Here is a 21,033-nt window from a genome sequence, read left to right on the forward strand (position 1 = left end):
AAGACGACGGAATCAGCACTGGATAAAGCGGCTCGGCGCGCATGAATTAGGCGACAACTGTCTTGACACGCACCGCCCCCGATCGGGCAGGCGCCCCTCAGGGCGACGATCAGTGCTTTGGATAGGCAGGGTGACGCGGCCCCGGAATCAATGCCCCAGGGCTTTGTGCGGACAGCAGGCGCTGCGTTGTCATGCCGGCAATGGGGAAGCTCTGATCCAGGGCAGTGGCCATCACCTGCTTGACCAGCGCCGTGATCAACATCCCGGCAATGCCGCCACTGCTTTGAGACTGCTCTTCGGAAGATGCCCGCGCCACGCCACTCCAAAGCACCTCGCCCGTTCGAAGGTCGACCAAGCGCCCCTCTGCCGCCACCACCGTGTTGCTGCCGATCACATAATATTTGGAACCATACTCTTTCACATCGATGTACAGAACTGCGTCCGCTCCAAACACCTCTCTCAATTTTCCGATGTCAATTGCGTGAATATCATCAGCAATGGTCAGGCCTTGCGCTTTGAAATGCTCATCGACCAATGAGATTGGCAGCACATAAAAGCCGGCTTCTGCGACCGGCTGAGATGTTTGAGCGTAAACACCATAAGTCGCTTTGACATCAGGACTGCTGTTTTTAGGCGGCAGAATCAAGATCGTCTTGGGATCAGCAGCGCGAAATGCAGAGTAGTCTTTGGCTTGAGGTGCTGCGCACCCTACCAGCACCGTCGACCCAAGCAAAGCGGCATACAAGACATATTTATTTTTTGACATCGGAAGCCCCCACTTTCGATTGACCGATCAGACGATCGATGTAATTTTTTGACTCTGGAAAATTGTCTTTCTCCTTCTGCAAAGCCGACATCTGATCAGCATCACGACCGACCTGGCCATAGAGAACGGCCAGATGCGCCATGTAGCCCGGCGGCAGGGATTTCCCAGAATCCCGCACGATCTGGGCATGCTTCTCCATGACATCAATCTGGGCCTGAGGTGATTCACTTTTGAAATGTGAATACAGCTGAGATTCATAGGGCCCCCACTGGTACAAGGTAGGTGGCCCCGCACAAGCCGCCAACGCCATCGACACAGTGATCACCGAAAATAATGTATAGGACCGCATGGGCATCACCTTGTCGCTGGCATTTGGAATGCACCTGAATCAGCGGCAGCAGCCAACTTATCAACTGCCTGACGGATGGCCAGATCAAGCACTTTCCCGTTCAGGGTAGCGTCATAGCCTGCAGTGCCGCCGAAACCGATCACCTCACGATTGGACAAAGAGAATTCACCCGCCCCCTGGGCCGAATAAATCACCTCAGAGCTTGATGCATCGACCACATTCAAAACAACTTTGGCATATGCGATCTGCTCTTTGGCGCGACCCAAGATGCCAAAAAGCTGATGATCGCCAACCTCTTTGCGCCCAAACTCAGTCACATCGCCCGCGATCAAAAAGTCAGCCCCTTTTATTTTCTGGGCTTGACCTTTTATCTTTGCTTCCTGGCTTGATTCACTCATGTTTTCGCGGTCGAGCACAGAAAATCGATTGGACTGCTGCAAGTGGGAAATCAATATTGTTTTTGACTGATTACCCAGACGATCCACACCATCGCTGAAGATCCCACGCTGGAATGGCGATCTATTTTCGAACTTGCCAACCGATATGGGCAACTTCTGGCCCGCAAAGTGACTCGACGCGGCAGCGACAGTCTTGGTCTCAAGCACCCTGGAATTTTCCGTTGCGCAACCTGCCATGCTTGCAAGCACACACGCGCCAGCCAACAGAGGAATCCATTTCATATTCAACGCTCCTTGCACATCACGACCAACTTGACTTTCGAATCGTGAATAGAAAATAAATCTCTCTTTCTCGCGATCCAAAAATCGGCAGCTCGTGAGTACAGCATCGGCGCCCACTCTCCAGAACGGGAAATGTAAGAAACCCCGCAGCTCACGCCGGCCATGGACCTGAAGCGGCGCCCCCAAAAACGGATGATGAGCCCGTTCAAAACGCAGAACAGGCCGCTCAATCTGCAAGCCGCAAAATCCTGAAACAAAAATAGTTTCAGCCTGTATTGATCAAAATACTGATATGGCTTTTTGTTGCACTCTATCGGCCGCCAAGATAGCCCTTGGCATTGCCTGCGGCAGCGGCCACGCGCTTGCTCAAGACCATGTGCCAAACCCGCTTGGATGGGGCCTGCTGCGCAGCAAATTGGCCTTGATCGGCAGATCCGCCTGCTCAAGGCCAGACCAAGGCCATGCGCACTTCACTGCAGACGGCAATCACTGGCGCCACTGTTGACGTGGCCCGCCAACGACGTGCGCGCCTTGCTCAAGCGGCTTGCCGAGGTGCCAGCCACGGCATCGATGAACATCGCGGGTTTGGGCACCCGCTGTTCGGCATGCCCCCTTGCAGAAGCTGCCGGGGCGCCGCGCCAAGATCAAGCCGCCAGGCCTGACGCCTGGCCTCAACCCTGCGGCATGCCCCAGGCATCCATGATCAGCTTGAGCGACACCAGCAGCAGGCCGACCTGCACCAGGCGGTAGAACCAGGCGTCCGCCAGGCGGCGGGTCAGCCAGGCGCCGGCCACTGTGCCGGCCAGCGCAAAAGGCAGCAGGGCTGCGGCCCCCCACAGCGCCTGGGCCGAGTAGGGGCGTAGAAACTGGTAGGGCACGATCTTGGCCAGATTGATGGCTGCAAACAACAGTGTGGCGGTGCCGGCAAACTGCGCCTTGGGCAGCTTCTGAGGCAACACATAAACCTGGAATGGCGGCGCTCCGGCGTGTGAAATGAAGCTGGTGAAGCCGGTCACCGTGCCCCAGAAGCACCCCTTGAACAGGTGGGCCGGCTGAGGTGGGGCATCGCTTTGCCGACGCAGCCAGGCATACAGGCAAAAACCCAGCCCCATCAAACCGATCAAGAAGGTGACCACCCGGTCTGACACCCAGGCCGCGGTGGCCCAGCCCAGCAAGACGCCGCCCAGCCCGGCCGGCACCAGGATGCGCAGATTGGGCGCGCTGAAGTCGCGCCGGTACAGCCACAGGCCCGCCATGTCAGACACCACATAGATCGGCAACAGCAGCACGGCGGCCTGCACGGGCGACATGGACAAGGCCATCAGGGGCACGGCCAGCATGCCAATGGCCGGCAGCCCCCCTTTGGACAGCCCCACCAGCAGGGCAGCCAAGGCAGCCACCCACGAGAAATGTTGCAGCAGTTCAGACACTCGGTACACCCGCAAAAACAAGTTCAGCCCCAACATCCCGCAGGCGCCACGGCAAGACATTGTGCCCCGGGCACCTACCAGCGCAGGCAGCACGCCCCATGAAACCTGCCCAGGCAAGGGCATTGGGGAGTGCACCGGCGCGAAAGCCGCCGGCAAGGCACACTCCGGCCCCGCGATGAACGGAACCTTCCGACCGCCGACGGGTCAAGCCCTCTGCCCCATGACACATCCGACCGAATCCCACCGCCTGATCCAGCTGCTGGAACGCATCGCCCAGGGCGAGCGCCTGGCCTTGACCGAACTGCACGATGCCACCGCCAACCGCCTGTATGTTCTGGCCCTGATGCTGGTGGCCACGCCGCCCTGGGCCGAGCAGGTGCTGCAAGCCTGTTACGTGCGGGTTTGGCAGCAGGCACGGCAGTACCGCCGCAACACCGGCCCGGCCATTGACTGGATGGCCATGCTGTTGCGCCAGTGCGCCCAGCACCTGCTGCAGGGGCGAGCCGGTGAGCAGGCCCGCCAGGCCCGGGCACTGGACCAGTTGCTGGAAGCCCCCCGCGACCCCGCCGCATCGGCGGCGCCGGCCGCCGCGCGATCGACCACCACGCTGCCCGCCCCGGAAAGCCGCGAGGCCGAGCCCAAAGCCCCCCCGAAACGCCCGCGCCGCCTTCGCCTGAGCCGCCCAGCCTGAGACTGTGCTGCAGCACGCCCCCCCGCAGTGGAAGGGGTTTGGCCTCTTTTGCCTGTTTTTTCACGGCATTCAGTGCATCGATTGCAATGGCTTGCACTCTTTGCACACCTTGCTTGATCCAGGTGCTGCCGCCTGCGGCTGGCCCGGCGCAGACGGGGCTATCATGGCCCTGGCCTGGGTGCCTGCACCCGCCACGGCCTGTGATGGATGCCTTGCCGCCCCCCTACTTTCCCCCGCCCAATTCAGGACCGGTGCCTGACTGGCACCTGATCACCCCGTGCCCAGTCTTGCCGAACTGCTTGTTCTGACCGCCTGCCTGCTGGCCATCGTGGCCCTGGTGCAGGTCGCCTCCGCCCGCATGGGCGCCCCCGAATCCACCTTGCTGTCGCTGGTCGGCATCACCTTGGGGGCCAGCTATGTGGCCATCGACTCGGTGGCCCCTGAGTTTGCTGCCTTCTTTTTTGCCCCCCTGATCAGCCCCGACTTTCCGGCCGAGGCCTATCTGTGGCTGTTTCTGCCGCCGCTGCTGTTTCAGGTGGCGCTGACCGTGGACGTGCGCAACATGCTGCAGGATGCCGCGCCCATCCTCTTGCTGGCCGTGGTGGCCGTGTTTGTGGCCACCGGGGCCATCGGCCTGGGCCTGGCACTGGTCGCGCCGCAAAGCCTGGTGGTGTGCCTGCTGCTGGGCGCCATTGTGGCCACCACCGACCCCTCGGCCGTGGTCGGCATCTTCCGTGACGTGGGCGCGCCCGGACGTCTGATCCGCCTGGTGGAGGGCGAAAGCCTGCTCAACGATGCCGCCGCCATTGCCCTGGCCGCCGTGCTCATGAGCATGCTGACCCGGCACGGGGCCTCGGTCAGTTGGGTAGACGGTCTGGCCAGCCTGGGCTATTCATTTGGCGGCGGGGTGGTGCTGGGCCTGGTGGTGGGCCGGGCCGTGGCCTTTGTGTTGCCGCTGATGAACAACATCGCCTCGGCCGAAACGGCTTTGACCATGGCGGTGCCCTACGCGCTGTACCTGCTGGGGGGCGAATGGCTGGATGTGTCGGGCGTGGTGGCGGTGGTCTGCGCCGGGCTGGTCATCAACGGCCTGGCCAAGACCCGGTTGGCGCCGCGCAATTGGGACCACGTGCAACTGGTGTGGGAACAGATCGCCGTGCTGGCCGGCGCCATCGTCTTTTTGCTGGCCGCGGTGCGGGTGCCCCATCTGTTGCAGGATGTGGCCTGGCACGACGTAGGGTACCTGCTCGCCACCGTGGTTGCCGCGTTTGTGGGGCGGCTGGCCGTGCTGTACCTGATGCTGCCCGCCCTCAGCAGGCTGCACTTGAGCGCCCCTATCTCTTCGGCCTACAAGCTGGCCATGGCCTGGGGTGGGCTTCGGGGCGCCGTCACCCTGGTACTGGCCATGGGCGTGGCCGAAAACACCGCCCTGCCCGCGGCCACCCGGCATTTTGTGTCGGTGATTGCCACCGGCTTTGTGCTGTTCAGCCTGCTGGTCAATGGCAGCTCGCTGCGCTGGGTGATCCGGCAACTGGGGCTGGACCGACTCTCCGCCCAGGATCAGGCCCTGCAGCAGCAGGCTATCAACCTGTCCACCGAAGAGGTCGAGGCCACGGTCAAACGCATCGCCGCCACCTTTCACTTTCAGCCCGAGGCTGCCGCCGAGGTCAACCAGCTGTACCGCAATGGCCTGGCCCTGGGCCAGGCCCCGCTGGCCACCGACCTGACCGAACGCGAGCGCCTCGCCATCGGCCTGACCACCTTGGCCACGCGCGAGCGTGACCTGATCCCCGAGTACGGCAACGGCATTTTGAGTGTGCGCAACCTTGACGCCATGATGAGCAACACCGGCCACATGATCGATGCCGCCCGCAACGAGGGGCGCCTGGGTTACAACCGCGCCGCACGCCGCATCCTGGAGCCACACATCAGCTACCAGTTGGCCCTGTGGCTGCACCGCCACCTGCACCTCGACCGCCCCCTGGCAGCCGCCCTGGCCGACCGCTTCGAGCTGCTGATCTGCCGCCGCGCCGTGCTGGAGCGCCTGCACCGCTACAACCAGAGCCGCCTCAAACCCCTGCTGGGCGAGCGCATGGCCGGCTTGCTCGACACCGTGCTGCTGGCCCGCAGCCAATCAGCCGAACAAGCCATCCAGGCCCTGCGCGACGCCCACCCCGACTTCACCCAGGCCCTGGAACGCCGCCTGCTGCTGCTGTTTGCCCTGCGCCAGGGCCGCACCGCCCTGGAAGCCATGGTGTCAGAAAGCATGATTTCCAAAGAGGTCTACACCTGGGTCGATCAGGAGCTGGGGCGTGCCTGGCAGTTGGGGGTGGCGCGACCGACGTTGAAGAGACGCCATGGGCCAGAAGCCACTCAGACGGGGGCCGAGGGGCCGCAAGGCTGAAGGGGACGTTGATTCGTGGGGGGATTGATTTGGGATGGGCTAGACTTTCCGCAAACGTCAGGCCTCAGCAACAAAGCCCTCACATCCGATCCCCATGCCATGGCCTCCTGAGTACCAGCGCGCCTCCATTGACTTCGAAAAATTCATGGTGACTGCGCGTGATCGCGCTGGTCTTGCGACGACGAACATGGCCTGGAACATGGTCGTAGGCGTACTCCATGCGTTCCGTCGTAGGCTTACGCTTCACCAAGCACTTCGCTTTGCAGATCAGTTACCACCAGCAATTCGTGGCCTCTTCATTGAAGGATGGAACCCTGGCGAGCAACCCGCAACGATTGGCAATCGGGATGACATCCTGAAAGAGGTTCGCTCGCTGCGTCACAAACACAACTTCTCGCCGGATAACGCCATTGAGGCCGTTGGCTTAGCATTGTTCTCGGTTGTTCCATCGGACGCTTTCGCCCGCGCGCTAGACGCCCTGCCACCCGAAATGCGCAAGCTTTGGAGTAGCGTTAGCTCGCACAACTGACCCCTGCCAGTCACTCCAGACGATGCCTCACCCCTTGCTCGGGCCGACTGCTCAGTTTCAATGGAGAACGGCAGTATTGGGGCGTCTGCAGAGGGCAGGTCAACGATAAAGGTCTTTCCCGTTTGATCGGGTACATCCGCGTTGGTGAATCCGCTCATGGCGCGAGCCTTGCCGAGAGGTTGTTGCGTCAATGATTAGCGATACCTGGTGCGGCACGCAAGAACTCCTCGTCGGTCACTTGGTCAACCAGGAACTTCGCAAGATTGCCTCTGGAGAGCTTCATGCTGAGTTTGGTCTTTCCATACCAACCCACATCCAAGCGGCCCTCGGCGGGGCCATCCTTGAGGTTCGGGATGCGGACCAGTGTCCAGTCCAGGTCTGAATTGGCGATCAATTCGCCGGTCGCCTTGATGTCCTCATACCCCTTGCGCGCGACTATCTTGAACAACAGCACGAATGCCTGGGTTTGGAAAGCAAAGCCATCCTTGGGATCACGATAAGCAGCGGTAGAAATCTGGACAAGGCGATGCACGCCCGCATGCTTCATCGCGGCGATGACGTGGCTTAAGCCGTTCATGACCGGTTTATCGCCTTGAACCTTGAGACTATTGGGGCCAAGGGCGCTGACGACCGCATCGGCGCCCAGGACGCATTTCGCAATGGCGCTTTGGTTTTGCAGGTCGCCGACCACAATTTCGATTCTTCCTGCGAACGATGCGAGTTTTTTCTCGTCGCGCGCATAGACCGTCAGGTGGTAACCCTGCTTCAAGGCTTCTTCGATGATGTGCCTTCCGGTCGGCCCCGTCGCACCGAACAGCGCGATTGATTTTTTTCCGGCCATTCGATTACGCGACCTTCGCCAATAAGGCTGTGATGGCCGTCTCGGTGCTGACGATCGCGGCCTTCACTGCCTCGGGGCCGAGAACCGTGCCTTCGACACGCACCACTTCGACGTCGGTCAGGCCGATGAAACCGAGCAGGTGCAGCAAATAGTTGGTCTGAAAGTCGAACGGTGCCCAGGAGCCCTCCGAGAACACGCCTCCCGCAGCGGTCACGAGATAGACCTTCTTGCCGGTGAGCAGCCCTTTCGGTCCGGTGTCGCCATAGCCGAATGTAACGCGTGGCCAGGTGACGTGATCGAACCACGCCTTGAGTTGTGAGGGCAGGCCGAAGTTGATCATGCCCGACCCGAGCACGATCACATCGGCAACTTTCAACTCATCGACCAACTCTTGCGCGACCTTCACAGCCTCGACTTGTTCCGGCGCGCGTTCTTCGGGCGAGGTGATCCGGCCTTGGATATAGGCCGGCGTGATGTGCGGCGGTGGATTCTCGGCGAGGTCGCGCACGGTCAGTGGGCCGCCCGAGCGGGCCCGGATGCCCTCGGCGATTTCGGTGGCAAAGCGAGTGGAAAGGCTGTCAGCCCCGCGCGGGCTGGAAGTGACAAGCAGGGTGTGGCTCATGGCGGCTCCTAGGTATAAATTAATAACTAAGTCATGTATTTATTCTGACTTACCAATTCATACAAAGGATGCTATGGTTTCCGCCGTTTCCTCACAAGAAGGCACACGCGTGTCACTTAGTCACACCGAATTGCTGGCCGATATGCCCGCACCTGACGCTGGCGGCTGTCTTGCTACCCGTGAAATCCTGGATCGCATCGGCGACAAGTGGAGCCTCTACATTGTCGCCATGCTGGCCAATGGCCCGCGGCGATTCAACGAGTTGAAGCGCAGCATCGACGGCATTTCCCAGCGGATGCTGACCCTGACATTGCGCGGGCTTGAACGCGATGGGCTGATCACGCGAACGATGTTTGCGACCATTCCTCCACGCGTTGATTACGAACTCACTGAAATGGGAAGAACGCTGTTGGAGCCTGTTATGGCACTGGTCAACTGGGCCAACAAGAACCAACTCGCCATTGCCGAGGCGCATCAACGTTTTGATGAGGAACCGGAGCCGGATCAGGTCTTGGTTCAGGGCGTTGTCTACCAGCGGCGATAAACGAGCCTGGACCGAAGGCTTGTGCAAACACAGCGGCAACATCCAAATGCCGGCTCGCGTTGGGGCCTCTGTCCCAATTCGGATCTTTCTTGGGGTGTCAAGGCGCAATACATTCACCGATCTATCCAAGCAAGAGTTGGTCACGACTGATCGAAAAAATCGCGTGCACCACACGCCGGTTGCCGGTCGCGGCCCCAGCAGCAGGTGATCGCAACCTGCCGCGGCACCGTCGATGCAGACTTCCACGTCGGCAGCACTTCGCGGATCAGCAGCACGGCGGCGGCTGGAGGAACGAAGGGGCGAAAGAAGGGGCGTACGGTGACACGTCACGAGCCCGCAGTGCCCGAAAGCCCAGGCGGACTGCCGTACTTGTCGAGCGGGGCTTTGATCCCGAGGCTCAAGTTGCCGGCCGTCAGGCGTGACGGGGTGCATCCAGGGGTACGAGTCAGTCCCACTTCGGGGCCAGACCTGCCGGATCGACTTCGCGACCGTTGCGCTCCAGCGTGGCGATCCTCGCCATGTCGTCAGCGTCGAGTTGCAGATCACGGGCTCGCAGGTTGGAAGCAAGGTTCTCGCGTTGGGTCGACGACGGGATCACGGCATAGCCCAGCTGCAAGGCCCAGGCCAATGCGACCTGCGCGACGGTGGCGTGATGCTTGGCCGCGATGTCAACCAGCACCGGGTCGTTGAGCACCTTGCCATAAGCCAACGTCATGTATGAAGTCACAGCGATGCCTTGCGCCTCCAGGAAGGCGGTGAGCTTGCGGCTCTGCAAGTAGGGGCTCAGCTCGATCTGGTTGGTGGCGATCACACCGGGGCCCACTGTGGCGACAGCCTGCCGGGTCAGCTCGATGTTGAAATTCGAGATACCGATCTCACGCGTCAAACCCTGCTCCCTGGCCGCCATCAATGCGCCGAGGGTTTCAGCAAGCGGCACGGCGCCACCCGGGGAAGGCCAGTGGATCAAGGTGAGGTCCACGTAGTCCGTGCGCAGCTTGGCAAGGCTCTCATCCAGGCTGGTCAGGAGGCGTTGAGGGCCGAGGTTCTCGGTCCAGATCTTGGTGGTCAGGAACAGCTGCGAGCGCGCAACGCTGGACTCGGCGATCGCCAGGCCAAGCTCGGCCTCGTTGCCGTAGATCTGGGCGGTGTCAATCGCGCGGTAGCCAAGCTCCAGTGCGTTGCGCACCGAATCGATGACAGTCTGGCCGGTGAGGCGGAAGGTGCCAAGTCCGAAGTCGGGGATGCGGGGTTCGTTCATGAGGGTCCTTGGGTTCGAGGTTGTTGGGGGCGGTGCAGGTCAGTGCCCCGCCGGGCGGGCGCCATTGAAGCGCAGAGGCACGCCGCTGCGACGATCCAGCGCGCCGCTCCATGAGGTGAGTGCCAGCGACACCAGCACCACCAGCGCGCCGATCCAGGGCGTATGCATCAGCCCCAGATGGGTGACGATCAGGCCGCCGGCCCAGGCGGCGCCGGCAATGCCGAGGTTGAAGGCCGCGATGTTCAGGCCCGAGGCGACATCGACCGCCTGGGGGGCGACGCGCTCGGCCTGCTGCACCACGTAGACCTGCAGACCCGGCACGTTGCCGAAGGCGACCGCGCCCCACAGCAACACCGTCGTGACGGCCAGCCAGGGGTGCGGCGCGGTAAAGGTCAGCATCAGGAGCACGGCGGCGAGCAGCGCGAAGATGATCTGCAGTGCGGGAATCGCCCCCTTGCGGTCGGCCAGCTTGCCGCCCCACAAATTGCCGACGGCCACCGAGACGCCGTAGACCAGCATCACCCAACCGACCGCGCCCGGCGCGAAGCCTGAGATGTCCTGCAAGATCGGAGCGAGGAAGGTGAAAGGGATGAACGATCCCCCGTAGCCGATCGCGGTCTTGGCGTAGACAAGCAGCAGGCGTGGCTCGGCAAGCACACGCGCCTGCTGGAGCAGCGACGCCGGCGGCGCATGGCGCAAGTGGCCGGGCACGAACAGGGCACTGCCGACAAAGGCGATCGCGCCCAGCGAGGACACCGCAAGAAAGGTCGCGCGCCAACCGAAATGCTGGCCGATGAAGGTCCCCAGCGGCACCCCGGTGACCAGCGCGACCGTCAGTCCGGTGAACATGATGGCAATGGCGCTAGCGGCCTTCTCCTTGGACACCAGGCTGGTCGCCAGGGTCGAGCCGATAGAGAAGAACACACCGTGTGCCAGGCCGGTCAGCACGCGCGCCACGACCAAGGACTCGTAGCCCGGCGCTTGCCAGGCCATCAGGTTGCCGAGCGTGAACAAGGCCATCAGTGAAAGCAATAGCGCCTTGCGCGGCAGCTTGCCGGTCAGCGCGGTGAGCACCGGCGCGCCAATGGCGACGCCGAGCGCATAGAGGCTGACCAGCAAGCCGGCCGAAGGCAAGCCGACGCCGAGGTCGGCGGCGACGGTGGGAATCAGACCGACGATGACAAACTCAGTCGTTCCGATCGCAAAAGCGCTGAGGGTCAGCGCAAACAGGGCAAGTGGCATGGGGGGCTCCGGACAAAATGTCGAGGTCGCAGTGTCCCAACCTTATTGATTCCCAAAAAGCCGCTATCAGGCAGAATTCTCTTGACTAGGAGTCAAGAATGAAAATCAGCCTCGACGAACTGCTCGCCTTCACCACGGTGATCGACAGCGGCTCGATCACCGCCGCAGCCGAGCAACTCGAACAGACGGTTTCTGGCACCAGCCGCGCCTTGGGCCGGCTGGAGAGCAAGCTCGGCACCACGCTGTTGAGACGCACGACGCGCAAGCTCGAACTGACCGAGGAAGGGGTGGTGTTTCTGACGCATGCGCGCGACATCCTTGGTGCCGTGGAGATGGCCGAAGACCAGATGGCCACGCGCCACCAGCGCCCGGCAGGGCGGTTGCGCGTCAACGCGGCTTCGCCCTTCATGCTGCACGTCATCGTGCCGCTGATCGGGGAGTTCTGCGAGCGCTTCCCCGAGATCGAAATCGAACTGCACAGCAGCGACAGCATCATCGATCTGATCGAACAGCGCACCGACGTGGCCCTTCGCATCGGCCACCTGCGCGATTCCACCTTGCATGCTCGCCCGCTCGGCAGTTTCCGATTGCGTGTGCTGGCGACGCCCGCCTACCTCGAAGCGAATGGGCGCCCCAAGCGCGTGGCTGATTTGCGAAAGCACCGCCTGATCGGCTTCACGCAACCAGAGAGCCTCAACCATTGGCCCTTGCGCAGCGAACACGGGCAAGCCTACGAGGTCATGCCGAACATCAAGGCCTCAAGCGGCGAGACAGTGAGACAGTTGGCGCTGGCCGGTCAGGGCATCGCCTGCCTGGCTGACTTCATGACCCGTGATGACCGCTTGCGCGGTGACCTCGTCCAGTTGCTGGCAAAGGACACGGTTGAGGTCCTGCAGCCGGTGCATGCCGTGTATTACCGCAACACGCCACTCACGGCACGGATTCGATGCTTTCTCGACTACCTCGCGACGCGGATGCCCACGCCATCGGCACTCGAACAGGATGCCAGCTCATCGTTGCAGGCGCCGGCTGGCTCTTGCGTCAAGTCGTCATGCGGCTGACCCCAACAACAGGGGGCAGCCGCTGATGGCCTCTCAGCGTTGTCGCCGGGTGGCGTCGCCCGCAAAGTGGCCGGCCTGAATGGCCACCCAATCAGCGTGGCAAAGCCCGAGGTCTTTGATGACCTCGGCGGGCAGACTGGGCTGGTCGAGGCGCCGTGGGCGCGACTTCCAGCGGGCTTTGAGCGCGGCCCACGTGCCAGACCAGCGGGCCAAGGCTTGCGCGATCATGGTGCGGGCCCTGGGGCTTGGCGGGCTGGCAGGCGCTTGGCAAAGCGCTGATTCAGTTCAGAATTCGGAATCGCTTGATCCGCATAGCTGAAGCGGCCCTGGTGCTGCATGTCTTCGATGGCGCGGCACATGGCGGCCAGCGCGGTTCGAGCCAGCGAGCCGCCGAGGCTGATGCGCCGCACACCGAGCTCGCTCAGCGCCTGGAGACCAAACTCGGGCGAGGCAAACCCCATCATCACGTTCACCGGTCGGTCGACCGATTGCGTCAAGGTGGCGATGTGCTGAAGTGAGCGCATGCCCGGCGCAAACAAGACGTCGGCGCCCGCTTTGTCGTAGGCCTGCAGCCTGCAGAGCGCATCATCAAGGTCTGGGTGGGTACAGCAGACGAAGTTCTCAGCACGTGCCGTGAGTGTGAATGGAAAGCTCAGACTTCGAGCGGCCTCAGCCGCCGCCTGAATGCGCTCCACGGCCAATGACAGTGGGTACAAAGGCGCACCGGGGTGGCCGGTCGAGTCTTCGATCGAGCCCCCCACCACCCCGGCCTCGGCGGCCCGGACGATGGTGCGGGCGACCTCCTCGGGCGAATGTCCGAAGCCGTTTTCCAGATCGGCACTGACGGGCAGGTGCGTCGCCGATGTCAGCGCCTTCAGATGTTGCAGCGTTCGCTCCAGGCCCACCTGGTTGTCAGGCAGACCGCATGAGAATGCCAGGCCTGCACCGGTGCTGGCCAGGGCCTGAAAGCCCATCTGCTCCAGCAGGATGGCCGAGCCGGCATCCCAGGGGTTGGGGGTGACAAAGGTCTGAGCTTGGGCATGCAAGGCCTTGAACCTGGCCGCCTTTTGGTATTGGGATGTCATGGCAGATCCTTGAAACATCATGGGCAAAATGTGCTGAGCGCCGCCAGCTTGCGGGCCAGTTCGGGCACCGACCAGGCCTTGAACACCACAACCAGGGCACAGGCCAGGCCGCAAAGCTGAAGCACGCGGGCGGGCCTCATGCGGGCACCTCAGAAGCACTTGGCAGGGCCCGGTCATCGATCGGAAAGTGCAGGCAGGCCGCCGCCAGACCCAAAGCCATGCTGATCACCCACAGCGGCAGGTACGAGTGGGTGGCTTCGAAAACGTAACCACCCAACCAGACCCCGAAAAACGCGCCGAGTTGATGACCGAAAAACACAAAGCCGAACAAGGTGCTGAGGTAGCGCAGGCCAAACACCTGCAAGATCAGCCCCGTGGTCAAAGGCACGGTGCCCAGCCATAAAAAGCCCATCACCGCACAAAACGCATACAGGCTCCAGGTGCTGAGGGGCAGCAGCACAAACAAGGCCATGGCGGCAGACCGGATCAGGTAGAGGCTGCTGAGCAGGTGCTTGCGCCGGCCTTGTCCGCCCAGCCAGCCACACGCATAGGTGCCGGCCACATTGGCCAGGGCAATGATGGCCAGGCCAGTGACGGCCTCCGACGCCCGCAAGCCCTGGTCCATCACATAGGCCGGCAGGTGCGAGGCGATGAAGGCCAGTTGAAAGCCGCAGGCCAGAAACCCGAGGTTGAGCAACCAGAACCCGCGGTGCGAAAACGCCTCGGCCAGCGCGGCCTTCAGGCTTTGCTGCCGCTGGCCCCCGGCCTGAGGCCGGTCCTGGATGGGCAGCACACAGGGCAGCAGCATGACGCAGCCGGCTGCCAGGGCCGCCAAAGCCCCGGCCCATCCCAGGCTCTGGATCAAGCCCTGCGACAAGGGCACGAGCACAAACTGCCCCACGCCGCCGACCGCGCCAGCCACACCCAAACCCCAACTGCGACTTTCCGCGGGCAGCATGCGGCTGAGCGCACCGTACACCACCCCGAAGGCCGTGCCAGACAAGCCCAGCCCCACCCCCAGACCAGCACAGAACAGGAAACCAGAGGGCGTCGCCGCCACCGACATGCCCAGCAAGCCCAGGGCATACAAGACAAGCCCCCCCACCAGCACAGGGCGCGAACCATGTCGGTCCGCCCACATGCCGGTGAAAGGTTGCGCCAGGCCCCACAGCAGGTTTTGCAAGGCGATGGCCAAACCGAAATCTTCGCGCGACCAGCCCCGGTCCAGGGTGATGGGCAACAGAAAAATGCCTTGCGCGTGGCGCACCCCCAGCGACAAACCCATGATCAAGCCGGCGGACAAGACCAGGGGCCAAAGGCTGGAGGAGCTTGGCGATGAAAGTGGTTGACGAGACTGCATGTGTTTTTACATTCTTTTTGAGAATGTGAAAATGAAAGAACAGCCTCATTAAAATCTTCAAGCTTCTTCTATTCAAACGACTTCTAGTCTCCACTTACATTCATATTGAGAATGTCAAAACCCCTGGTCAGCTTGCCCTCCCTCGACGGTATCAAAGGCTTTGTCGCCGTGGGCCGGCGCATGAGCATCACCTTGGCGGCCCAAGACCTTTGTTTGACGCAATCTGCCGTCAGTCGCCAGATCCAGACGCTGGAAGAGGCCCTGGGCATGAAACTTCTGGAGCGCGGCCATCGCCGCATCGCCTTCACCCCGGAGGGTGAACGGCTGTTCCGCAGCGCCGATACGGCGGTGCAGCAGATTCAGGACGTGGTGGAAGCCCTTCAGCCAAGCCGAGGTGCCAAGCTGGTCACACTGACCACCACCGTGGGCTTTGCCGGGCTGTGGTTGCTGCCTCGGCTGGGCCGGTTCATCGAGGCCCATCCCGACATCGATGTGCGCATGTCGGCGGGCAATCGCCTGGCCGATCTGCAGGCCGAGGGGGTGGACCTGGCCATCCGCTACGGCAACCACCACTCGGTGCCGGCCGGTGCCCATCGCCTGTTCAGCGAGACGGTGGTGCCGGTTGCGCACCCCTCGCTGAGCGCGGGTGCGCTGATCGAGCCCGAGCAATTGGCCCAACAGGTGCTGCTGGAGTTCGACGGCCCCTACCGCCCCTGGCTGCAGTGGGGCGAGTGGCTGGCCGCACGAGGCTGGGCAGGAGTTCGGCCCAGGGGCATGCTGCGATTCAACCAATACGACCAGATCATCCATGCCACCGTGGCCGGGCAAGGCATTGCACTCGGTCGCCAACCGCTGGTGAATGACATGCTGGCCGATGGCCGTCTGGTGGAACTGCCCTGCCGCCCCCCCCTGACCGGGTCGGAGCCCCTGCAGGACGGTGGCCACGCGTTCTGGTTGATCCAGGCCGACGCCCTGCCCCGCCCTGAAGTCAGGAAGGTGATCGATTGGGTACTGGCCCAGTCTGCAGGGCTGGCGAGCTAGCTCGCTACATTTGGCCAGGCTCGCCCCTGGCGTGTCAGCTCGCCCTTCAGGCCGGGGTGCAGTCGAGCGTGGCCCAACCAATCCAGGGCCAAGGGCCAGAGGCTGTGCTCAAAACGTTGGTGAAAGAACGCGAAATGCCCCACCCCCGCGGCACCCGCCTCGCCCAGGGCCCGGGGGTCAAGGTGCAGATGAACCCGCTCGCAACCCGAAAAATAGGCCAACAGGCGATCGATGGCGGCCACGGTTCCAAATTCGTCGTCGCTCAGGCTCAGTGCCAGCAGATCGGCCTGCAGGGCTGCAAACCGGCTGACCAGCGCTTGCCGCTCCGCCACACTCAGTGCCGCCTCGCCGCGGCGCCAAAGGTCTTCAAACCGCGGGGCTGGCGAGGTCCAGTCACGCACCACGCCCTTGGGCGTGTCTTCCAGCCAGCCAAGGCGCTTGCCTGGAAAGTAGCCGAACACCGCCGTCAATGCCGGCATCACCACATGCCATTTGAGCCACATGCGCCAGCGCTTGTCGCGGGCATAGTCCCGCCAGTGCGCGTACTGGGCCCCCACGGTGAACGCGCGCGAAACCAGCGCGCTGGAGGGCGCCAACCCGATCAGAAAGCCCCCCACGCTGTGACCCACCACCTGGATCGGCTGGCCCGCAAACCGGTGCCTTGCCCACTGCAGCACGGCCTCGAAATCCAGCCGCCCCCAGTCGATCCACCCGGCCCGAAAGCCGCGCAGACTGGGGGGACGCGACTCGCCAATGCCCCGGTAGTCGTAGGTCAGCACATCCCATCCGTGTTGATGCAGATACGCCGCAAACCGCGCGTAATACCGGCAACACACGGAGGTTGCAGGGTTGATCACCACCACAGGCCGCGGTGTGGTGACGCAGGCGCTGCCGCCATGGCGCCAGCATTGGCCCTTCAGCCGATAGCCATCGCTTGCCGTGATCTCGATGGCCTGAGGAGGCAAAGCGGTGCGTCTGGGGTGGTTCATCGTTCGATCCGGGACGGGTTCAGTGAAAAAGAGTCCATGGGTCGAATCTAGCGATGCAGAAAACGGCTTCAAGCGAAAAAATGGACGCCCACGCATGAGGCGCATGCATGGGTGACAGTGGCGCCTGGGCCTTGGGGACTGCAATGCCGGCGCGACGTCGATGAAGGGGCTCAAAAGCCATCCAAACTCAGCCCAGGTGATCGCGCCCCGCCAATCCGGCCCATTTCAAAGACCCAGACCCGAGCGGATGCCCTGCGGCACTGCCGGTACTGGCTGCGGTGCGGCCAAGAGGCCGTGCCCTGGCAAGGCAGGCCTTCAAAGCCCCGTCAACGCGTCGCCCCAATCAAGCACCAGAGCCTCGATCTGGACCCGGTCCAGCCCAGGCTCCAGTTCGGCCGCCGTCGCAGGCTCGCCGGTCGGTACGGCCCGGAGCCCGTGTGCCGTGTCGGCCCAGGCAAAGCGCGCCGTGCAGGCCGGACAACCCAAGTGGTCGCCCGCGCGCGCACTGCGTGTGCGGACAAGGGTGGGCCCACAGACCGGACAGTGCTGCAACGGCATGGCCTCGTCGCTGTGGCCCACGATGGCGTCGAAAGCGCCGCGACGGCCCATCTGCACGAACGTTCTGCCCAGCGCCAGATCAAACTGCTGGCCGAGCTCGGATTCGATGATGTCCAGGGCTTTGGCGATGGACATGCCAGTGCGGTAGGGCCGAGTGCTGGTCATGGCATCGAAGGCATCGCAGATCCCCACCAGGCGGGCGTCGTGCGGGATCTCCGTATCGACCAGCCCCATGGGGTAGCCCCGGCCGTTGGGCATTTCGTGGTGATGGTGAATCACCTCGATGACCAGCGCCGCCAGGGGATGGCCAGCCAACATGCGAGCCCCGACCCTGGGGTGCGTCTTGATCGTGGCGAACTCTTCATCGCTGAGTCGGCCCGGCTTGCGCAGGATGGCATCTGGAATGCCCACTTTGCCCAGGTCGTGCAAAAACCCGGCCACGGCGACGCGACTGGCCTCACGCGGCGTGCTGCCCGACGCCAGCGCCAGTGCATGGGCCATGCGAGCCACCCGCCAGAGGTGACCACCGGTATAAGGGTCACGCGCCTCGACCATCCAGGCAGAGACCAGGAGGCTGGCCAGCAAAGCCTGGCGCAGTGTCCCTGCTTCATGATTCAGTGCTTGCATTTCGGAATTTCTCATGTCTCGTCTGCGGGGGCGCCATGGCGCGAGCCAAAGCCATGGGCCGTCCCCTTCCCCGCTGCACGGGTCTTCAGCGCTGGGGATGTCGTGCCGCCCGGTCGCGGGGCGCCCGGCGCCAAGAAGGTGCTTCGGGTCGCGATGGCGGGGTGCAAGGTGCCAGCGTGTGAGCCAGCCGCTCAGGCCGCCTGCCGGGCGCTGACCCGCGGAAAGTCAATGTCGGTCTGCGCCACGTTGTTGACGTAGTTGGTCAACACGTTGAGCGCGACGTTCAAGACGATCTCCAGCACAGCGGCTTCGTCGAAGCCGGCGGCACGCAGCGTGGCCAGGTCAGCGTCAGACACCTGGCCCCGCGTTTCGGCCACCCGGCGGGCAAAATGCAACGCGGCGGCGGCGCGCGCATCCTCAGAGCGGCCATCGCGGGCCGCGTCGATTTCGCCGGCACTGAGCTTGGCGACGTTCGTGCTCAGGTAGCTGTGCACCGACAGGCAGTAGTCGCAGCCATTGAACTCGGCGATGGCCAAGGCAATGCGCTCGCGCAGCGGATGGCTCAAATGGCCCTTGTTCAGGGCACCATTGAGCGCCAGATAGCCCTCCAGCGCGGCAGGGCTGTGGCCCACCAGTTTCATCAGGTTGGGCACCACACCCAGTTGCTTTTCGACGGCGGCCAGCAGAGGCTTGCTGGCGGCGAGGGATTGGTCAACGGTAGGGATGCTGAGTCGGGACATGTTCAATCTCCAAAGTGGATCAAAGGGGTTTCAGGTTTCGCATCCGCTGCGTATTCAGCGAATGGATGAACTGTCGTTGAATCGGCCAATGATTAGAATCACCTCAATATCCAATTCACCATTACGACTGGAGGAACAATTGGATCGACTGCATCTCATCAATGTCTTTGTGGCGGTGGTTGATGTGGGTGGCTTTGCCGGGGCTGCCCGCAAGCTGGGCATTTCCCCTCCAGCCGTGACCCGGGCCATCGGCGAGCTGGAAACCCACTTGGGGGCCCGGCTGCTGACGCGCACGACGCGGGTTGTGCGGGTGACCGAGGCGGGCGCACGTTATGTGGAGGACTGCAGGCGCATCCTGGCGGAACTGGCCGAGGCCGACGAGTCGGTCAGCGGCCTGCATGGGGCGCCCCGGGGGCGCCTGACGGTCACTGCGCCCATGTTGTTTGGCGCGCTGCATGTGACGCCCGTGGTGACTGAGTTTTTACAGCGCTACCCCGAGGTCACGGCCTCGTGCTGGTTTCTGGACCGGGTGGTGAACCTGACGGACGAAGGCGTGGATGTGGCCGTGCGCATTGGCGAACTGCCGGATTCCTCGCTGCAGGCGGTTCGGGTGGGCAGCGTGCGCCGCGTGATCTGTGGCGCCCCCAGCTACCTGGCAGAGCATGGTGAGCCGCAGCGGCCCGAAGACCTGCTTGGCCACACGCTGATTTCGGCAAACGCGGTCACGCCGGCACCCGAGTGGCGCTTCAAGGTGGCTGACGGGATCAGCGCAGTCAAGGTCACGCCACGCCTGCTGACCACCACCAACGATGCGGCCGTTGCAGCCACCATGGGCGGGTTTGGCTTGACCCGATTGATGTCCTACCAGGTTGACGAGTTGGTACGCAAGGGGCAACTGCGGCGGGTGCTGGAGCCATTTGAATTGGCGCCGCTTCCGGTGCACCTGGTGCACCGGGAGGGCCGCCATGCCTCACTCAAGGCACGGGCCTTCCTCGACCTGGCGCTGGAGAGGCTGCGCGAGCGCCTGGGCGCCCTCGCCTGAAGCGATGGCGGCAGGGCTCTCAGGCCGTCTTGCTGACGATCAGGTTGCAGACCTGCTCGTGAAGGTCTTGCAGATCTTGGGGTGCCTGCGAGAAGTTCATCTTCTGGTCCATGCGCATGCGCGCATCGGCCAGCGCGGTCTTGCTAGGGCGATCCCATTGGGGCCCGAGCAAGCCTTTCATGATGACGGTGGCATGGTGCTCGGCTTGGTCATCGCTGAGAGGCCTGCCCAGCAAGGCCGCGCCGCGCTTGAGTGTCTCGCCATGGATGGTGACAAAACAACCGAGCATCGCGTCGCGCGCTTCGACCGGGGTGATGGCGGCGTCAGAACGGGCCTTGCTGAGCATTTGCTTGATGTGCATGAGAGAACTCCTTGGGTTGAGGCGGGATGGGCAGGCCAGCCCCGGTGGCCTCGCACCGGGACTGAGGTAACAAAGGCGCGACGGCTCAGGTCTGGAGCGACGGAGCGACCTGCAAGCCGGCCCGAAGGCGGGCCACTTCGCCTCGCAGTTGTTCGAGTTCGGTGCGCAAGGGCTGCACGGCCTGCTCGACCTCGGCCTCAGTGAAGCGCGGCGTGATGTGCTGCGGGCAGTTCCAGTCGAAGGCCTCGACAGCGATGACGACTGCCCGTTCGACCTGGGCTCGGTAAGACGGCAGACTGAGCTGCGCCAGTACTGCGGGGGCTTCGGCCTCACTCAGCAAGCGCACGCGGCCAAGGATCTTCAGGCGCTGCCGGCTCGCGTAGTCCATCAGCATCAGCGAGACGCGCTCGTTGCCGCCCAGATTGCCCACGCTGATGTACTGCCGATTGCCGCGAAAGTCGCCATAGGCCAGGGTCTTGGCATCCAGCACCTTGAGAAAGCCTGCCGGGCCCCCTCTGAACTGCACGTAGGGCCAGCCGGTTTCGCTGACGGTGGCCTGGTAGAAGCCGTCACGCTCACGGATGAAGTCAGCCTCCAGCTCGGTCAGCACGTCGCGCCTGTCGTCAGTGCGGTCCAGTTGGGCGTAAGCCGATCGGCTGCCCATGCGGGTCTGCATGGCACGCACCGCAGGCGTGAAGGCGAGATCAGAGTAGGCGCGGCTCATGGTTCGGTCCCTCAGGGTTGACGCCGTCGCAAGGGGTGCAACAGGCGATGCAACTATCGTCGGGCCCCGCCAAAAACAGAACGCCTACC

The 21,033-nt window shown here is 63.2% G+C and carries 24 protein-coding genes; 7 read left to right on the forward strand and 17 right to left on the reverse strand.

Features of this window, described 5'->3' with window-relative positions; genetic code table 11:
• Nucleotides 1-109: 109 nt before the first annotated feature.
• From AC07PT_RS29170 to AC07PT_RS29185, 4 genes are all read right to left on the reverse strand, one after another.
• Complete coding sequence (locus tag AC07PT_RS29170) at nt 110-766, reverse strand: DUF799 domain-containing protein (RefSeq protein ID WP_492345915.1); 657 nt, start codon at nt 764-766, stop codon at nt 110-112.
• Nucleotides 753-1,115, reverse strand: a complete 363-nt coding sequence (locus AC07PT_RS29175; protein WP_492345916.1) for a DUF4810 domain-containing protein — start codon at nt 1,113-1,115, stop codon at nt 753-755. Before AC07PT_RS29175 ends, AC07PT_RS29170 begins: the two co-directional genes overlap by 14 nt.
• Before the next feature lie 5 nt (nt 1,116-1,120).
• Nucleotides 1,121-1,795 carry a CsgG/HfaB family protein gene (locus tag AC07PT_RS29180; protein WP_492346161.1) on the reverse strand — a complete coding sequence of 225 codons (675 nt, stop codon included), beginning with the start codon at nt 1,793-1,795 and terminating at the stop codon, nt 1,121-1,123.
• A 671-nt stretch (nt 1,796-2,466) separates the two neighbouring features.
• Entirely contained in the window at nt 2,467-3,261 is a 795-nt protein-coding gene (locus AC07PT_RS29185) for a sulfite exporter TauE/SafE family protein (RefSeq protein ID WP_492345917.1), read from the reverse strand.
• A 184-nt stretch (nt 3,262-3,445) separates the two neighbouring features.
• Here AC07PT_RS29185 and AC07PT_RS29190 point away from each other — a divergent pair, with 184 nt between their 5' ends.
• From AC07PT_RS29190 to AC07PT_RS29200, 3 genes are all read left to right on the forward strand, one after another.
• Nucleotides 3,446-3,916, forward strand: coding sequence for a sigma-70 family RNA polymerase sigma factor (locus AC07PT_RS29190; protein WP_494659013.1), 471 nt, complete (start codon nt 3,446-3,448; stop codon nt 3,914-3,916).
• A gap of 277 nt (nt 3,917-4,193) precedes the next feature.
• On the forward strand, nt 4,194-6,320 hold the full coding sequence (locus tag AC07PT_RS29195) for a cation:proton antiporter (protein ID WP_492345919.1): 2,127 nt from the start codon (nt 4,194-4,196) through the stop codon (nt 6,318-6,320).
• Between the two features lie 94 nt (nt 6,321-6,414).
• Complete coding sequence (locus AC07PT_RS29200; RefSeq protein WP_492345920.1) at nt 6,415-6,849, forward strand: DUF2267 domain-containing protein; 435 nt, start codon at nt 6,415-6,417, stop codon at nt 6,847-6,849.
• Nucleotides 6,850-7,036: 187 nt separating this feature from the next.
• Here AC07PT_RS29200 and AC07PT_RS29205 read toward each other — a convergent pair whose 3' ends face one another.
• Complete coding sequence (locus AC07PT_RS29205; RefSeq protein WP_492345921.1) at nt 7,037-7,690, reverse strand: NAD(P)-dependent oxidoreductase; 654 nt, start codon at nt 7,688-7,690, stop codon at nt 7,037-7,039.
• Between the two features lie 4 nt (nt 7,691-7,694).
• Nucleotides 7,695-8,312 (reverse strand): FMN-dependent NADH-azoreductase, encoded by a 618-nt coding sequence (locus AC07PT_RS29210; RefSeq protein WP_492345922.1) that lies wholly within the window; start codon nt 8,310-8,312, stop codon nt 7,695-7,697.
• Between the two features lie 109 nt (nt 8,313-8,421).
• Here AC07PT_RS29210 and AC07PT_RS29215 point away from each other — a divergent pair, with 109 nt between their 5' ends.
• Nucleotides 8,422-8,856, forward strand: a complete 435-nt coding sequence (locus tag AC07PT_RS29215) for a winged helix-turn-helix transcriptional regulator (protein WP_492346162.1) — start codon at nt 8,422-8,424, stop codon at nt 8,854-8,856.
• Between the two features lie 445 nt (nt 8,857-9,301).
• Here the strand turns inward: AC07PT_RS29215 and dkgB are convergent, their stop codons facing one another.
• Both dkgB and AC07PT_RS29225 read right to left on the reverse strand, forming a co-directional pair.
• The gene (gene dkgB, locus AC07PT_RS29220; protein WP_492345923.1) at nt 9,302-10,114 is read right to left on the reverse strand and encodes a 2,5-didehydrogluconate reductase DkgB; all 813 of its coding nucleotides are present in this window, start codon (nt 10,112-10,114) and stop codon (nt 9,302-9,304) included.
• 39 nt (nt 10,115-10,153) lie between these two features.
• Nucleotides 10,154-11,356, reverse strand: coding sequence for an MFS transporter (locus AC07PT_RS29225; RefSeq protein WP_494659014.1), 1,203 nt, complete (start codon nt 11,354-11,356; stop codon nt 10,154-10,156).
• Nucleotides 11,357-11,454: 98 nt separating this feature from the next.
• Here AC07PT_RS29225 and AC07PT_RS29230 point away from each other — a divergent pair, with 98 nt between their 5' ends.
• Nucleotides 11,455-12,417: a LysR substrate-binding domain-containing protein gene (locus AC07PT_RS29230; RefSeq protein ID WP_494659015.1), complete on the forward strand. Its 963-nt coding sequence runs from the start codon at nt 11,455-11,457 to the stop codon at nt 12,415-12,417.
• A 33-nt stretch (nt 12,418-12,450) separates the two neighbouring features.
• Here the strand turns inward: AC07PT_RS29230 and AC07PT_RS29235 are convergent, their stop codons facing one another.
• The 4 genes from AC07PT_RS29235 to AC07PT_RS29250 are packed head-to-tail and all read right to left on the reverse strand — an operon-like array spanning nt 12,451 to nt 14,862.
• A complete protein-coding gene (locus AC07PT_RS29235) occupies nt 12,451-12,645 on the reverse strand; it encodes a hypothetical protein (protein WP_494659016.1) in 195 nt (64 codons plus the stop codon).
• Complete coding sequence (locus AC07PT_RS29240) at nt 12,642-13,502, reverse strand: isocitrate lyase/PEP mutase family protein (RefSeq protein WP_492345926.1); 861 nt, start codon at nt 13,500-13,502, stop codon at nt 12,642-12,644. The genes AC07PT_RS29235 and AC07PT_RS29240 overlap by 4 nt, the downstream gene beginning before the upstream one ends.
• A 17-nt stretch (nt 13,503-13,519) precedes the next feature.
• Nucleotides 13,520-13,642 carry a hypothetical protein gene (locus AC07PT_RS29245; RefSeq protein WP_492345927.1) on the reverse strand — a complete coding sequence of 41 codons (123 nt, stop codon included), beginning with the start codon at nt 13,640-13,642 and terminating at the stop codon, nt 13,520-13,522.
• A complete protein-coding gene (locus AC07PT_RS29250; protein WP_494659017.1) occupies nt 13,639-14,862 on the reverse strand; it encodes an MFS transporter in 1,224 nt (407 codons plus the stop codon). The genes AC07PT_RS29245 and AC07PT_RS29250 overlap by 4 nt, the downstream gene beginning before the upstream one ends.
• A 111-nt stretch (nt 14,863-14,973) precedes the next feature.
• On the opposite strand from AC07PT_RS29250, the gene AC07PT_RS29255 reads away from it, so the two are divergent.
• Nucleotides 14,974-15,903 carry a LysR substrate-binding domain-containing protein gene (locus AC07PT_RS29255; RefSeq protein ID WP_494659018.1) on the forward strand — a complete coding sequence of 310 codons (930 nt, stop codon included), beginning with the start codon at nt 14,974-14,976 and terminating at the stop codon, nt 15,901-15,903.
• Here AC07PT_RS29255 and AC07PT_RS29260 read toward each other — a convergent pair.
• From AC07PT_RS29260 to AC07PT_RS29270, 3 genes are all read right to left on the reverse strand, one after another.
• On the reverse strand, nt 15,900-16,892 hold the full coding sequence (locus AC07PT_RS29260) for an alpha/beta hydrolase family protein (RefSeq protein ID WP_494659019.1): 993 nt from the start codon (nt 16,890-16,892) through the stop codon (nt 15,900-15,902). The genes AC07PT_RS29255 and AC07PT_RS29260 overlap by 4 nt on opposite strands.
• Nucleotides 16,893-17,207: 315 nt before the next feature.
• Nucleotides 17,208-18,077, reverse strand: a complete 870-nt coding sequence (locus AC07PT_RS29265; protein ID WP_494659020.1) for an HD-GYP domain-containing protein — start codon at nt 18,075-18,077, stop codon at nt 17,208-17,210.
• Nucleotides 18,078-18,268: 191 nt separating this feature from the next.
• Nucleotides 18,269-18,817: a carboxymuconolactone decarboxylase family protein gene (locus tag AC07PT_RS29270; protein WP_492345932.1), complete on the reverse strand. Its 549-nt coding sequence runs from the start codon at nt 18,815-18,817 to the stop codon at nt 18,269-18,271.
• 139 nt (nt 18,818-18,956) lie between these two features.
• Between AC07PT_RS29270 and AC07PT_RS29275 the strand changes: the two genes are divergently transcribed.
• Nucleotides 18,957-19,859: a LysR family transcriptional regulator gene (locus AC07PT_RS29275; RefSeq protein ID WP_494659021.1), complete on the forward strand. Its 903-nt coding sequence runs from the start codon at nt 18,957-18,959 to the stop codon at nt 19,857-19,859.
• 19 nt (nt 19,860-19,878) lie between these two features.
• Here AC07PT_RS29275 and AC07PT_RS29280 read toward each other — a convergent pair whose 3' ends face one another.
• Both AC07PT_RS29280 and AC07PT_RS29285 read right to left on the reverse strand, forming a co-directional pair.
• Nucleotides 19,879-20,220 (reverse strand): hypothetical protein, encoded by a 342-nt coding sequence (locus AC07PT_RS29280; RefSeq protein WP_494659022.1) that lies wholly within the window; start codon nt 20,218-20,220, stop codon nt 19,879-19,881.
• Nucleotides 20,221-20,305: 85 nt separating this feature from the next.
• Nucleotides 20,306-20,944 carry a pyridoxamine 5'-phosphate oxidase family protein gene (locus tag AC07PT_RS29285; protein WP_494659023.1) on the reverse strand — a complete coding sequence of 213 codons (639 nt, stop codon included), beginning with the start codon at nt 20,942-20,944 and terminating at the stop codon, nt 20,306-20,308.
• Nucleotides 20,945-21,033: the final 89 nt, after the last annotated feature.

The organism is Curvibacter sp. GW821-FHT09D12, assembly GCF_059416245.1.

What these genes read in the sequence shown, in the direction of transcription:
- AC07PT_RS29170 (WP_492345915.1), bottom strand. Translation starts at nt 766, where the DNA reads ATGTCAAAAAATAAATATGTCTTGTATGCCGCTTTGCTTGGGTCGACG.
- AC07PT_RS29175 (WP_492345916.1), bottom strand. Translation starts at nt 1,115, where the DNA reads ATGCGGTCCTATACATTATTTTCGGTGATCACTGTGTCGATGGCGTTG.
- AC07PT_RS29180 (WP_492346161.1), bottom strand. Translation starts at nt 1,795, where the DNA reads ATGAAATGGATTCCTCTGTTGGCTGGCGCGTGTGTGCTTGCAAGCATG.
- AC07PT_RS29185 (WP_492345917.1), bottom strand. Translation starts at nt 3,261, where the DNA reads ATGTTGGGGCTGAACTTGTTTTTGCGGGTGTACCGAGTGTCTGAACTG.
- AC07PT_RS29190 (WP_494659013.1), top strand. Translation starts at nt 3,446, where the DNA reads ATGACACATCCGACCGAATCCCACCGCCTGATCCAGCTGCTGGAACGC.
- AC07PT_RS29200 (WP_492345920.1), top strand. Translation starts at nt 6,415, where the DNA reads ATGCCATGGCCTCCTGAGTACCAGCGCGCCTCCATTGACTTCGAAAAA.
- AC07PT_RS29205 (WP_492345921.1), bottom strand. Translation starts at nt 7,690, where the DNA reads ATGGCCGGAAAAAAATCAATCGCGCTGTTCGGTGCGACGGGGCCGACC.
- AC07PT_RS29210 (WP_492345922.1), bottom strand. Translation starts at nt 8,312, where the DNA reads ATGAGCCACACCCTGCTTGTCACTTCCAGCCCGCGCGGGGCTGACAGC.
- dkgB (WP_492345923.1), bottom strand. Translation starts at nt 10,114, where the DNA reads ATGAACGAACCCCGCATCCCCGACTTCGGACTTGGCACCTTCCGCCTC.
- AC07PT_RS29225 (WP_494659014.1), bottom strand. Translation starts at nt 11,356, where the DNA reads ATGCCACTTGCCCTGTTTGCGCTGACCCTCAGCGCTTTTGCGATCGGA.
- AC07PT_RS29230 (WP_494659015.1), top strand. Translation starts at nt 11,455, where the DNA reads ATGAAAATCAGCCTCGACGAACTGCTCGCCTTCACCACGGTGATCGAC.
- AC07PT_RS29235 (WP_494659016.1), bottom strand. Translation starts at nt 12,645, where the DNA reads ATGATCGCGCAAGCCTTGGCCCGCTGGTCTGGCACGTGGGCCGCGCTC.
- AC07PT_RS29240 (WP_492345926.1), bottom strand. Translation starts at nt 13,502, where the DNA reads ATGACATCCCAATACCAAAAGGCGGCCAGGTTCAAGGCCTTGCATGCC.
- AC07PT_RS29245 (WP_492345927.1), bottom strand. Translation starts at nt 13,642, where the DNA reads ATGAGGCCCGCCCGCGTGCTTCAGCTTTGCGGCCTGGCCTGTGCCCTG.
- AC07PT_RS29250 (WP_494659017.1), bottom strand. Translation starts at nt 14,862, where the DNA reads ATGCAGTCTCGTCAACCACTTTCATCGCCAAGCTCCTCCAGCCTTTGG.
- AC07PT_RS29255 (WP_494659018.1), top strand. Translation starts at nt 14,974, where the DNA reads ATGTCAAAACCCCTGGTCAGCTTGCCCTCCCTCGACGGTATCAAAGGC.
- AC07PT_RS29260 (WP_494659019.1), bottom strand. Translation starts at nt 16,892, where the DNA reads ATGAACCACCCCAGACGCACCGCTTTGCCTCCTCAGGCCATCGAGATC.
- AC07PT_RS29265 (WP_494659020.1), bottom strand. Translation starts at nt 18,077, where the DNA reads ATGCAAGCACTGAATCATGAAGCAGGGACACTGCGCCAGGCTTTGCTG.
- AC07PT_RS29270 (WP_492345932.1), bottom strand. Translation starts at nt 18,817, where the DNA reads ATGTCCCGACTCAGCATCCCTACCGTTGACCAATCCCTCGCCGCCAGC.
- AC07PT_RS29280 (WP_494659022.1), bottom strand. Translation starts at nt 20,220, where the DNA reads ATGCACATCAAGCAAATGCTCAGCAAGGCCCGTTCTGACGCCGCCATC.
- AC07PT_RS29285 (WP_494659023.1), bottom strand. Translation starts at nt 20,944, where the DNA reads ATGAGCCGCGCCTACTCTGATCTCGCCTTCACGCCTGCGGTGCGTGCC.